11 protein-coding genes are annotated in these 12671 nt (G+C 64.7%); 9 read left to right on the top strand and 2 right to left on the bottom strand.

The window, feature by feature from the left end; translation table 11 throughout:
• Complete coding sequence (locus H3H37_RS21650) at positions 1-2385, bottom strand: TonB-dependent receptor plug domain-containing protein (protein WP_182166414.1); 2385 nt, start codon at positions 2383-2385, stop codon at positions 1-3.
• Positions 2386-2603: 218 nt separating this feature from the next.
• Between H3H37_RS21650 and H3H37_RS21645 the strand changes: the two genes are divergently transcribed.
• Together H3H37_RS21645 and H3H37_RS21640 are read left to right on the top strand one after the other, a co-directional pair.
• Positions 2604-5777 carry an error-prone DNA polymerase gene (locus H3H37_RS21645; RefSeq protein ID WP_182166412.1) on the top strand — a complete coding sequence of 1058 codons (3174 nt, stop codon included), beginning with the start codon at positions 2604-2606 and terminating at the stop codon, positions 5775-5777.
• Positions 5778-5828: 51 nt separating this feature from the next.
• Positions 5829-6299, top strand: a complete 471-nt coding sequence (locus H3H37_RS21640; RefSeq protein ID WP_229218960.1) for a GNAT family N-acetyltransferase — start codon at positions 5829-5831, stop codon at positions 6297-6299.
• A 106-nt stretch (positions 6300-6405) separates the two neighbouring features.
• On the opposite strand, the gene H3H37_RS21635 is transcribed toward H3H37_RS21640, so the two are convergent.
• The gene (locus H3H37_RS21635) at positions 6406-6825 is read right to left on the bottom strand and encodes a PRC-barrel domain-containing protein (RefSeq protein WP_182166410.1); all 420 of its coding nucleotides are present in this window, start codon (positions 6823-6825) and stop codon (positions 6406-6408) included.
• A 243-nt stretch (positions 6826-7068) separates the two neighbouring features.
• Between H3H37_RS21635 and pyrG the strand changes: the two genes are divergently transcribed.
• From pyrG to H3H37_RS21600, 7 genes are all read left to right on the top strand, one after another.
• Positions 7069-8763: a CTP synthase gene (pyrG, locus tag H3H37_RS21630; RefSeq protein ID WP_182166408.1), complete on the top strand. Its 1695-nt coding sequence runs from the start codon at positions 7069-7071 to the stop codon at positions 8761-8763.
• On the top strand, positions 8760-9614 hold the full coding sequence (gene kdsA, locus H3H37_RS21625) for a 3-deoxy-8-phosphooctulonate synthase (RefSeq protein ID WP_182166406.1): 855 nt from the start codon (positions 8760-8762) through the stop codon (positions 9612-9614). The genes pyrG and kdsA overlap by 4 nt, the downstream gene beginning before the upstream one ends.
• 123 nt (positions 9615-9737) lie before the next feature.
• Entirely contained in the window at positions 9738-11021 is a 1284-nt protein-coding gene (eno, locus tag H3H37_RS21620) for a phosphopyruvate hydratase (RefSeq protein ID WP_182166404.1), read from the top strand.
• A gap of 43 nt (positions 11022-11064) precedes the next feature.
• The gene (gene ftsB, locus H3H37_RS21615) at positions 11065-11385 is read left to right on the top strand and encodes a cell division protein FtsB (protein ID WP_182166402.1); all 321 of its coding nucleotides are present in this window, start codon (positions 11065-11067) and stop codon (positions 11383-11385) included.
• Between the two features lie 130 nt (positions 11386-11515).
• A complete protein-coding gene (locus H3H37_RS21610) occupies positions 11516-11743 on the top strand; it encodes an addiction module protein (protein ID WP_182166400.1) in 228 nt (75 codons plus the stop codon).
• Positions 11740-12033, top strand: coding sequence for a type II toxin-antitoxin system RelE/ParE family toxin (locus H3H37_RS21605; RefSeq protein ID WP_182166398.1), 294 nt, complete (start codon positions 11740-11742; stop codon positions 12031-12033). Before H3H37_RS21610 ends, H3H37_RS21605 begins: the two co-directional genes overlap by 4 nt.
• An 81-nt stretch (positions 12034-12114) precedes the next feature.
• Complete coding sequence (locus tag H3H37_RS21600; protein WP_182166396.1) at positions 12115-12540, top strand: GFA family protein; 426 nt, start codon at positions 12115-12117, stop codon at positions 12538-12540.
• Positions 12541-12671 lie beyond the last annotated feature (131 nt).

The raw sequence follows: 12671 nt of genomic DNA, 5'->3' as shown, positions 1-12671 counted from the left end.
TTAGAACTTGACCCAGAGGCGGCCGAAGTAGGAAGCGCCGTTCAGGCCGAACTGCACGCTGTCGTACTTGAAGCCGTTGTCGGTTTCGTTCGGGTCCTGCGGGGTCGGCTTGACGTTGAAGATGTTGGTGCCGCCGAAGGTGAACTTGGTGTTCTTGTTGATGGTGTAGGTGAACGCCAGGTCGGCCGAGGTCTTGGACTCGTAGTGCGCGTTTGGCACGCCGGCGGCGGTGCCGTCGAAGGTGCCCAGCGTCTGCGGGCCGTAGTGGATCACTTTCAGGTCCGATTCCAGCGCGCCGGCCACGTAGTCGAAGCCCAGCGTGAACTTGGAACGGGGGCCGCCCTGTTCGATGAACAGGCGCTCGCGCTCGGACAGCAGCACGTCCTCATAGCCTTTGAGCGAGGCGGGGGCGTGGATGCCCGTCACTTCGGTCTTGCTGAAGTTGGCCGCCAGGTAGGTGGTCATCTTGTTGGGGCCAAAGTTGGTCTTGTGCGAGGCCGTCAGGTCCAGGCCGCTGGTCTTGGTGTCGACCGAGTTGACGAAGAACTGGGCCTGGCCCACGCCCAGCGTGGCCAGCTTGGCCGCCAGGTCAGGGTAGTTGGTCGAGTCGAAGCGGCCCGACAGCACGATGCGGTCCTTGATCTTGATCTGGTACAGGTCGGCCGTCACGGACGCGTTGTTGCTAGGCGTCCAGGTGGTGCCCAGCGTGAAGCTGGTCGACTTTTCTTCCTTCAGCTTGGGGATGCCGGCCAGGTTGGCCACCGGGCCGCCGTTGGGCGCCAGCACCACGTCGGTCGGCACGCCGGCCACGAAGTCGGTGAAGGTGGACGAGAAGTACTTCTGCTGCAGCGACGGGGCGCGGAAGCCGGTCGAGGCCGAACCGCGCAGCAGCACGGTGTCGGCCGCGCGCACGCTGCCGGCCAGCTTGCCGGTGACGGTGGAGCCGAAGTCGCTGTAGTTCTCGTAACGGACGGCGGCCTGGGTCTTGACGATAGGGTTCAGGTCCAGTTCCAGGTCCACGTAGCCGGCCGAGCTGTGGCGCTTGGCGTTGGTCTGGTCGCTGGGGCGGAAGCCGGGGAAACCCTGGCTGCCGGCGTTGCCGCCGAAGCCCACGCCGTCGGCGTCGCTGTAGGAACCGGGTTCGCCGGCGAAGATTTTATAGGTCTCGCTGCGGTACTCGGCGCCGAAGGCCACGTTCAGGCCGCTCATCACGGTGTCGTAGAAGCGGGTGAAGTCGACGTTGGTGGTCAGCTGCTGGAACGAGAAGCCGCCGGCCTTGAAGTTGTCGGGGCTGATGCCCTTGCCGCCGGCCAGCAGGTCGGCGTTGGCGATGGACGCGTTCAGCGTGTGGCTGATGTCGTACATCATCTTGTTGTAGCCGTAGGTCTGCGAGAAGTCGGCGTTCCATTCGCCGATCAGGCCACGGTGGCCGATGGTGGCGTACTGGTCGTCGATCTTGCCGTTGATGAAGGGTACGAAGCCGTTCGGGTACATGGCGGCCGAGTTGCGCGACGGGATGTCGTCGGTGCCCACGCCGCCGCGGGCCCAGGCGGCGCTGGACGCGTCACGCGACTGGGCGCCGGCCGTGAAGTACAGCTTGCCGGCCGGGGTCGGCAGTTCGCCGTTCACGTACAGGGTCTGGTTCTCGGCCTTGGTGTCGCCGATGATGCGCGGGTTGCCCGGCTCGGCGCGGTTGGAGCGGCCCCGGTCCAGGTATTCGCCGGTGATGCCGATCACGCCTTTTTCGCCCAGGCGCACGCCGCAGTAGGCCGAGGCCAGGTAATTTTTGCCGTCGCCCACCGAGTACTGGCTGTAGCCGGCCACGGCTTCGCAACCGAGGCTTTTCTTCAGGCCGATGTCCATCACGCCGGCGATGGCGTCCGAGCCGTACTGGGCGGCGGCGCCGTCGCGCAGCACCTGCACGTCCTTGATGGCCAGCATCGGGATGGCGTTCATGTCGGTGCCGGTGTTGCCGCGGTTGCGCGCGCCGAACAGGTTGACCAGGGCCGTCGTGTGGCGGCGCTTGCCGTTCACCAGCACCAGGGTCTGGTCGGAGCCGAGGCCGCGCAGGGCGGCCGAGTCGATCAGGTCGGCGCCGTCGGCACCGGTCTGGCGGGTCGAGTTGAACGAAGGGGAGATGTTGGTCAGGGTCTGGGCCAGGTCAAAATTGCCGCCCGATTCGGCCGCCTTGTTCATCGGGATCACGTCCACGGGCACGGTGGTGTCGGTGGCGGAACTGACGGCGCGGCGCGAGCCGACCACGTTCACGGTCTGGATCTCGCCATCGGTGGTCTGGGCGTGGGTTTCTGGCGCCAGCATGGCCAGCGCGGCACTGCCGTACAGGCTCAGCAAGACGGCTTTACGTAAAGTTGAAGTAGCGAACACGTTGGCGTCTCCCTATGAAAAGCATGATTCTAGACAAGATATCCATAGGTACACATCAAATATTGGTAGCGCTACAACAAATAAATGCCAACTGTGCTGTTTTGCATACAAACCGGGGCGCGCAACGGTGCGCGTCGTCAAGATCGTGTAGAAATCAACAAGCGCATGGGAGCGGCCAGATAGCGTAAAATACTGTATATAAACACAGTATCTCTGCCATGTCCTCCACCACACCCCCGCTGACCGCCGGCCTGCCGGCCTATGCCGAGCTGTATTGCCTGTCGAATTTCTCGTTCCTGCAGGGCGCGTCCCATGCGGAGGAACTGGTCGCGCGTGCGGCCCAGCTCGACTATGCGGCGCTGGCCCTGACAGACGAATGCTCGCTGGCCGGGGTGGTGCGCGCCCATGCGGAGGCGAAACGGGCCGGCCTGCCGCTGCTGATCGGCGCCTCGTTCCAGTTGCGCGGCGCGGACGGGCAGGTGGCGCTGTCGCTGGTGGCGCTGGCGCAGAACCGCAATGGCTACGGCAACCTGTCCGAACTGATCACCATCGGCCGCACGCGGGCCGCCAAGGGCACGTATCTGCTGACGCTGGACGATCTGGCCGCGCCGCCGCCGGAGTACGCCCACCTGCAAGGCTTGCCCGACTGCCTGCTGATCCTGCTGCCCCAATACCCGGCCCACCAGCCCGGCGACGTGGACCGGCTGCACACGCAGGCGGCGTGGATGGCGGCCACCTTTCCCGGCCGGGCCTGGGTGGGCTTGAACCTGTTGCAACGGGCGTTCGACGAGGCGCACCGCATCAGCGTGGCCGAGGTGGCCAGCCAGCACGGCTTGCCCGTGGTGGCCGTGGGCCACGTGTGCATGCATGTGCGCTCGCGCAAGCCGCTGCACGACACGCTGTGCGCCGTGCGCATCGGCAAGCCGGTGGCCGAGTGCGGCTACGCGCTGGCGCAGAACGCCGAGCAGCATCTGCGCCCGCGTTTGCGGCTGGCCAATTTGTATCCGGCGGCGGCGCTGGCCGAGACGGTGCGCATCGCCGGCCTGTGCGACTTTTCACTCGATACGCTGCGCTATGAATACCCGGACGAGCTGGTGCCGCCGGGCCACACGCCGACCACGTATCTGCGCCAGGAAACCTATATCGGCGCCCACCAGCGCTTCGTGGACGGCATCCCGGCCAAGGTGCAGCAGCAGATCGAGCACGAGCTGGAACTGATCGCGGCGCTGCGCTACGAGCCGTACTTCCTCACCGTCTACGACATCGTCCGTTACGCGCGCGCCAACGGCATCCTGTGCCAGGGGCGCGGCTCGGCCGCCAATTCGGCCGTGTGCTACTGCCTGCACATCACGGAGGTGGACCCGGCGCGCGGCAACCTGCTGGTCGAGCGTTTCATCTCGCGCGAGCGGGCCGAGCCGCCCGACATCGACGTCGATTTCGAGCACCAGCGGCGCGAGGAAGTGATCCAGTACATCTACCGGAAATACGGCCGCACGCGCGCCGCGCTGGCGGCCGTGGTGATCAGCTACCGGCCCAAAAGCGCGCTGCGCGACAGCGGCAAGGCGCTGGGCGTGGACCTGGCCATCGTGGAAAAAGTGGCGCGTTCGCACCACTGGTTCGACAGCAAGCGCGACCTGCTGAACCGGCTGGCCGAATGCGGCCTCGACCCGACCTCGCTGCTGGCCCGTCAATGGGCCACGCTGGCCCAGAGCCTGCTGGGCTTCCCGCGCCACTTGTCGCAGCACCCGGGCGGCTTCGTGATCGCCCAGGGCAAGCTGTCGCGCCTGGTGCCGGTGGAGAACGCGACCATGGAAGACCGTAGTGTAATCCAGTGGGACAAGGACGACCTGGAGGAGCTGGGCTTGCTGAAGGTGGACGTGCTGGCGCTGGGCATGCTGTCGGCGCTGCGGCGCGCGTTCGACCTGGTGGGCCAGCAGCGCGACTCCGTGTTCAGCATGCAGGACGTGCCGCCCGAAGACCCGGCCACCTACGACATGATGTGCGAGGCCGACACCATCGGCGTGTTCCAGATCGAATCGCGCGCGCAGATGAGCATGCTGCCGCGCCTGCGGCCGCGCCAGTTCTACGACCTGGTGATCGAAGTGGCGCTGGTGCGGCCCGGCCCCATCCAGGGTGGCATGGTCCATCCGTATCTGCAGCGGCGCATGGATTCGTCGCTGGTGCAATTTCCGCCCGGCCTGGAAACGGCGCTGGGCCGCACGCTGGGCGTGCCCATCTTCCAGGAGCAGGTGATGCAGGTGGCCATCCTGGCGGCCGGCTTCTCGCCCGGCGAGGCCGACCAGTTGCGGCGCGCGATGGCGGCCTGGAAGCGCAAGGGCGGCATGGACAAATACCACGACCGCATCATCAGCGGCATGCTGGAACGCGGCTACGCGCTGGAATTTGCCGAAGCCATCTGCAGCCAGATCCAGGGGTTTGGCGAATACGGTTTCCCCGAATCGCACGCGGCCAGCTTCGCCTTGCTGACCTACGCCAGTTCCTGGCTCAAGTGCCACGAACCGGCCGCCTTCCTGTGCGCCTTGCTCAACAGCCAGCCCATGGGCTTCTACGGCCCGTCGCAATTGGTGCAGGACGCCAAGCGGCACGGCGTGGTGGTGCGGCCGGTGGACGTGGCCGTGAGCGGCTGGGAATCGACGCTGGAGGAGGTGGCCGGCGCGCGCGGCCAGCCGGCGGTGCGGCTGGGCCTGTCGCTGCTGCGCGGCATGCGGGCCGAGCCGGCACTGCGCATCGAGGACGCGCGCGCCGTGCGTCCGTTCGCCTCGGTGGTCGACCTGGCCCGGCGCGCCGGGCTGGACCGGCACGACTTGCAGGTGCTGGCCGGCGGCAACGCGCTGCGCCAGCTGGCCGGCCACCGCCGCCAGGCGCTGTGGCAAGCCGTGGGCGCCGTGCCGGACAAGGATTTGCTGCGCCCGACCACGCCGGACGAGGAAACGCCGGCGCTGGCCGCGCCGTCGGAAGGGGAGAACATCCTCGGTGATTACCGGGCCCAGGGCTTGACGCTGGGACGCCATCCGCTGGCCTTGCTGCGCCCGCAATTGCTGGAGCAGCGTTTCCTGCCCGCGTCCACCTTGCAGGGTTTCCGCAACGGCCAGCTGGCGCGCGGCTGCGGCATCGTCACCGTGCGCCAGCGCCCCGGCACGGCCAAGGGCGTGCTGTTCATCACCATCGAGGATGAGACCGGCAATGTGAACGTGATCGTGTGGCCGGCGCTGGTCGAGCAGCAGCGGCGCGAAGTGCTGAGTGCGGCCTTGCTGGGGGTGTACGGGGTCTGGCAGCGCGAGGGCACGGTATGCCACCTGGTGGCCAAGCGGCTGGTCGACATGTCGCATTTATTGGGCCGTTTGCCCACGATCAGCCGCAATTTCTGTTGAGCCGCGCGCGATTTTTCCCAAAAAGCGGCGCAAAGATGGCAAAATAATAATATGAAAACTTTAACATTGCGCGCGGCGGCGCCTGACGATGCCGCCGCGATCAGCGAACTGATCGCCGATTTGATGCCTTACATGACGCTGGACGCCGATGGCGCCGGCGCCGAACAATTCATGGCCAGCATGGCCGAACCGGCCATCGCCGGCTACCTGTCCCAGCCCCGTTACCACTACCAGTTGGGCTTCATCGGTTCGATGCTGGCCGGCGCCGTGGCCATCCGCGACCGCAGCCATTTGTTCCACCTGTTCGTGGCCCGCGAGTTCCACGGCTGCGGCCTGGGCCGCCAGTTGTGGCTGGCCGCGCGCACCGCCGCTTTGGTGGCGGGCAACACCGTGGGCTTCACCGTCAATTCCTCGGATTATGCGTTCCCCATGTACCAGCGCTGGGGTTTCCTGCCCACCGGGCCGCGCGTGGAGGAGGGCGGCGTGGCGTGGGTGCCCATGCACCTGCCGCCGTGCGCCTAGTGTCGCTAGCCGGTGGCGGCGCATAGCAGGTATATGCGCGGCCATAGCCGGCCTCGGCCGGCGCCGGCCACAATGGCGCTCGTTGCCTGCCGCTTGTTGCCTGCGGTCAGCTGAGGCCGGAACCTTGCTCTGTGGAATGGTCGTAGTAGCGGTGGATTTGCGCCGCCCACGCGGGATTGGCCATGTTGGGCCAGTGGTCCGGGTCGAAGCCGGGCGCCTCGTCCAGCCGCTGTTTGTCGATGTTGAGCGTGAAGCCCTTGTGGGCCGGGTCCAGCGTCAGGGCTTGCCACGGCACGGCGAACAGCTTGGCGCCCAGGTGGAACACGCCGCCGTGCGCCATGACGGCGTAGGCGATGGCGCCGCTGCGCATGTCGAGCATGATTTCGCGGATCTGGCCCAGGTGTTCGCCCTTGAGGTTGCGCACCGGGTCGCCGATCACGGTGCCGGCCCCCATCAGGTCGGGGCCGGGGCCGTGGTGGCCCGTGTCCACATAGACGCCGTCGGCATCGCGGTCTTGGTAGTCCATGGTGACCTCCCAGGAGAAAGTTGCCAGTCTGGCCCCGTCCGGCATGCCGGTCGGTTCGTTGCTTCACACTGCTGCCGGAAAGGCAATGATGTCGAAAAGAAATTAAAAAACCTGCTATTTTTCACTACTTTCCTGCCCCGATTCTACGCCCGGAATGGGATTTTTCCGGCGGGAAGGATGAAGAATGACTCAGTTTAGGCTATAATTTCAATTTCCCGCACGTGCCGTTCGGCACCATCTGCAATGACCAAATTTGTCTTCGTCACTGGCGGCGTCGTGTCTTCCCTCGGTAAAGGGATTGCCGCCGCCTCTCTCGCCGCGATCCTCGAATCGCGCGGCCTCAAAGTCACCATGCTCAAGCTCGACCCGTACATCAACGTCGACCCGGGCACGATGAGCCCCATGCAACACGGTGAAGTGTTCGTCACCGACGACGGGGCGGAAACCGACCTCGACCTGGGCCACTACGAGCGCTTCATTTCCACCCGGATGAAAAAGGTGAACAATTTCACCACCGGCCAGATCTACGAATCCGTGATCCGCAAGGAACGCCGCGGCGAGTACCTGGGCAAGACGGTGCAAGTGATTCCCCACATCACCAACGAAATCCAGGACTATATCCGCCGCGGCGCGGAAGGCTACGACGTGGCCTTGTGCGAAATCGGCGGCACGGTGGGCGACATCGAATCGCTGCCGTTCCTGGAAGCGGCCCGTCAGCTGAGCCTGCGCGCTGGCCGCAAGAACACGGCCTTCGTGCACCTGACGCTGGTGCCTTACATCGCCTCGGCCGGCGAACTGAAAACCAAGCCCACCCAGCACTCGGTGCAGAAGCTGCGCGAAATCGGCATCTCGCCCAACGCGCTACTGTGCCGCGCCGACCGCCGCATCCCTGAGGATGAGCGCGCCAAGATCTCGCTGTTCTCCAACATCGAAGAGCAGGCCGTGATCTCCGTGTGGGACGTGGACACCATCTACAAAGTGCCGCAGATGCTGCACGACCAGGGCCTGGACGCCATCATCTGCGACGCGCTGGACCTGGACCCGGCCCCGGCCGACCTGTCCGTGTGGAGCAAGCTGATCTACACCCTCGAGCATCCGAAAGCGGAAGTGTCGATCGGCATGGTCGGCAAGTACGTGGAATTGACGGAATCGTACAAGTCGCTGACCGAAGCGCTGCGCCACGCCGGCATCCACAACGAAGCGCGCGTCAACATCGAGTACATCGACTCGGAAGAGATCGAAACGCGCGGCTGCGCCGAGCTGGCCAAGTACGACGCCATCCTGGTGCCGGGCGGCTTCGGCAAGCGCGGCGTGGAAGGCAAGATCATGGCGGCCCAGTTCGCCCGTGAACACAAGATCCCTTACCTGGGCATCTGCCTGGGCATGCAGGTGGCGCTGATCGAATACGCGCGCCACAAGGCCGGCCTGACCAACGCCAACTCGACCGAGTTCGACCTGAACACCGACCAGCCCGTCGTCGCCCTGATCGACGAATGGCAAGGCCAGGATGGCAAGGTCGAGAAGCGCGACGAGAATTCCGACCTGGGCGGCACCATGCGCCTGGGCGCGCAGACCTGCGCCGTCAAGCCGGGCACGCTGGCAGCCGAGATCTACGGCGGCGTGGTGACCGAGCGTCACCGCCACCGTTACGAGGCCAACAACCACTACCTGCCACGCGTGGAAGCGGCCGGCCTGATCGTGGCGGCCCGCACCCCGACCGAAGACCTGTGCGAAATCATGGAACTGCCGCGCACCGGCGAAAACTCGCACCCATGGTACATGGGCGTGCAGTACCACCCCGAGTTCAAATCGACCCCGCGTGACGGCCATCCGCTGTTCACGTCCTACATCAAGGCCGCCCTCGCGCACCAGGCCGCCAGCGGCAAGCCCCGCTTGCACGCCGTGAAAGAGGGCGAGCTGCAAGGAGACGCAGCATGAAACTGTGCGGATTTGACGTCGGCCTCGACCAGCCGTTCTTCCTGATCGCCGGCACCTGCGTGATCGAGTCGCGCCAGATGGCGTTCGACACGGCCGGCGCGCTGAAGGAAATGACGGCCGAGCTGGGCATCCCCTTCATCTACAAGTCCTCGTTCGACAAGGCCAACCGCTCCTCGGGCACCTCGTATCGCGGTCCCGGCATGGACAAGGGCCTGGAAATCCTGGGCGACGTCAAACGCGAGCTGGGCGTGCCGGTGCTGACGGACGTGCACACGATCGAGGAGATCGCGGCCGTGTCGTCGGTGGTGGACGTGCTGCAGACGCCGGCCTTCCTGTGCCGCCAGACCGACTTCATCACGGCCTGCGCCCAGTCGGGCAAGCCGGTCAACATCAAGAAGGGCCAGTTCCTGGCGCCGACCGACATGAAGAACGTGATCGACAAGGCGCGCGCCGCGGCCCAGGCCGCCGGCCTGCCGGACGACGTGTTCATGGCGTGCGAACGTGGCGTCTCGTTCGGCTACAACAACCTGGTGTCGGACATGCGCTCGCTGGCCATCATGCGCGAGACCAACTGCCCGGTGGTGTTCGACGCCACCCACTCGGTGCAACTGCCCGGTGGCCAGGGCACGTCGTCGGGCGGCCAGCGCGAGTTCGTGCCGGTGCTGGCGCGCGCGGCCGTGGCCGTGGGCGTGTCGGGCCTGTTCATGGAAACCCACCCGACGCCGGCCACCGCGCTGTCGGACGGCCCCAACGCCGTGCCGCTGGGCCGCATGAAGGAACTGCTGTCGACGCTGATCGACCTCGATCGCATCACCAAGAAAGCGGGCTTCCTGGAAACCAGCTTCAATTAATCGCAGCTAGCGGGACCGGGTCCGGCGCAGCGGCGCCGAACCCGGTCCCGCTGCGCACCTGCCGTGGATTGCGCATCAGACGCAACGCGCGAACCGTTACGCTTTTAACCTTTGGAGAAAGACATGAGTGCTATTGTTGATATTATCGGCCGTGAAATCATCGATTCGCGCGGCAATCCGACCGTGGAATGCGACGTGCTGCTGGAATCGGGCGTGATGGGCCGCGCCGCCGTGCCGTCGGGTGCATCGACCGGCTCGCGCGAAGCGATCGAACTGCGCGACGGCGACCCCAAGCGCTACTTCGGCAAGGGCGTGCTGCAAGCCTGCGAGAACATCAACACCGAAATCTCGGAAGCCATCATGGGCCTGGACGCCAATGAGCAAGCCTTCCTGGACCGCACCCTGATCGACCTGGACGGCACCGAGAACAAGAGCCGCCTGGGCGCCAACGCCATGCTGGCCGTGTCGATGGCCGTGGCCAAGGCTGCCGCTGAAGAAGCCGGCCTGCCGCTGTACCGCTACTTCGGCGGTTCGGGCGCGATGCAACTGCCAGTGCCGATGATGAACGTGATCAACGGCGGCGCGCACGCCGACAACAACCTGGACATCCAGGAATTCATGATCATCCCCGTGGGCGCACCGTCGTTCAAGGAAGCGATCCGCTACGGCGCCGAAGTGTTCCACACGCTGAAGAAGATCCTGCACAAGAAGGGCCTGACCACGGCCGTGGGCGATGAAGGCGGCTTCGCACCGTCCGTCACCAACCACGAAGAAGCGATCAAGCTGATCATCCAGGCGATCGAAGAAGCCGGCTACGAGCCAGGCACCCAGATCGCGCTGGGCCTGGACTGCGCCGCTTCCGAGTTCTACAAGGATGGCAAGTACCAGCTGGAAGGCGAAGGCCTGAGCCTGACCGCCACCGAGTTCACCAACCTGCTGGCCACCTGGTGCGACAAGTACCCGATCATCTCCATCGAAGACGCGATGGCTGAAGGCGACTGGGATGGCTGGGCGATCCTGACCAAGGAACTGGGCAAGAAGGTGCAGCTGGTCGGCGACGACCTGTACGTCACCAACACCAAGATCCTGAAGGAAGGCATCCAGAAGGGCATCGCCAACTCGATCCTGATCAAGATCAACCAGATCGGCACCCTGACCGAAACCTTCGCCGCCATCGAAATGGCCAAGCGCGCCGGTTACACGGCCGTGATCTCGCACCGTTCGGGCGAGACCGAAGATTCGACCATCGCCGACATCGCCGTGGGCCTGAACGCGCTGCAGATCAAGACCGGCTCCATGTCCCGTTCGGACCGCATGGCCAAGTACAACCAGCTGCTGCGTATCGAAGAAGACCTGGGCGATATCGCTTCCTACCCTGGCCGCGATGCGTTCTATAATCTGAAGTAATTGTCATACTGCGGCCGGAGCGATCCGGCCGCTTTTTCACACCATGCGTCTGATCACCCTCGCACTGGCGGCCTTGCTGCTGCTGATACAGTACCCGTTATGGCTGGGCAAAGGGGGCTGGCTGCGCGTGGCCGATTACGAGGCGCAGGTGGAAGCGGCGCACAAGAAAAACGCGGAACTGATCGCCCGCAATGCCAAGCTCGACTCCGAAGTGCGCGACCTCAAGGATGGCACGGGCGCGGTCGAAGAACGGGCTCGCTACGAGCTCAGCATGATCAAACAGAACGAAATCTTCATCCAGATCGTCGGCAAGGGCCAGGCCACCGCCGCGCCAGCCGCTGCCACTGCCGCGCCGTTGCATTAGCACGCAGGTACCTTGCGAGTCATCCTGCCGAATACAATTTTTGCTGATCGACTAATGAACCGCTCCGCGCCAAGGGGAGCGAAGTTGTGGCAAGCTATTGGTTGTACAGCAAATGCGCTGGGGAAGTGCCATGAACGCCAATCTTGAATTTCTCGAAGCAGAAGTGATGAAACTGCCATCGGCGGATCGCGCACGTCTGCTGGAGCGCCTGATCGCCAGCCTTGACGCCGACCCGGCCATTGACGTTGCCTGGGAACGCGAAGCGGCGCGCCGCGAAGCGCAATTGACGGACGGTACAGTCAGCGAAATCCCCGGACACGAAGCGATCGCCCGCTTACGCGCGAGATTGGTGAAGTGACTTATTCCCTGCATCCGGCAGCGGAGCAGGATATTGCCGACGTCATCGACTTTTACGTGCGCAAAGCGGGACCAACAGTGGCGGGACGGTTTCTGGATGAGTTTGAGCGCGTCGCTCAACTCCTGTCTGAACGTCCGGGGGCCGGAACGCCGACGGCAAAAGGCCGCAGGGAATTCCCGCTGCGGATATTTCCTTACTCGGTCATTTATCAAACTCTTGATGCCAGCATACGTATCCTCGTGGTGCGCCATCAGCACCGGCGGCCGAACTACGGCCGTGGTCGAAAATGAGGCGCGGGCAGCGTACGCGCCAATCACCCCCCCTTTACCGTGACGGCGCCGCTGTCGCGACCACATCATTGTAGGGAAATTATGCTCATCCACGGAAGCTGCCATTGCGGCAATATCTCCTTCACGCTCGACTGGGCGCCTGAACCGGCCTTCATTCCAGCGCGCGCCTGTACGTGCAGCTTTTGCGTCAAGCATGGCGGCGTGTGGACTTCCTGCCCGACCGGTGCGCTGGCGGTGACGGTGCGTGAACCGGCCAAGGTGTCGCCCTACAGCTTCGGCACCAGGACGGCCCAATTTCACCTGTGTACGCAATGCGGCGTGGTGCCGGTGGTGACCAGCCGCATCGACGATCACCTGTACGCCGTTGTCAGCGTCAACGCCTTCGATGACGTGGACCGCGCGCTGCTGCAACACGGCAGCGCTTCCTTCGATGGCGAAGGCGAGGGCGCCCGCCTGGACCGGCGCAAGCGCAACTGGATCGCCAACGTCTCCTTCCCAGGCGCCTGAGCATGACGGCAGCAAGCCGCCCCGGCCCGCCTGTCGTATTCACCGGTGAAGTGCAAATGGCAAGTATTAAATTAGCTTAAACAAAGGTAGTATTACATTTGACAAGAAGCAAGAAACTGCAGTTGACGCAA

Origin of the sequence: Rugamonas brunnea (assembly GCF_014042345.1) — a bacterium.
Taxonomy (GTDB): domain Bacteria; phylum Pseudomonadota; class Gammaproteobacteria; order Burkholderiales; family Burkholderiaceae_D; genus Rugamonas; species Rugamonas brunnea.
This window is presented reverse-complemented; position numbering and strand designations above follow the sequence as displayed.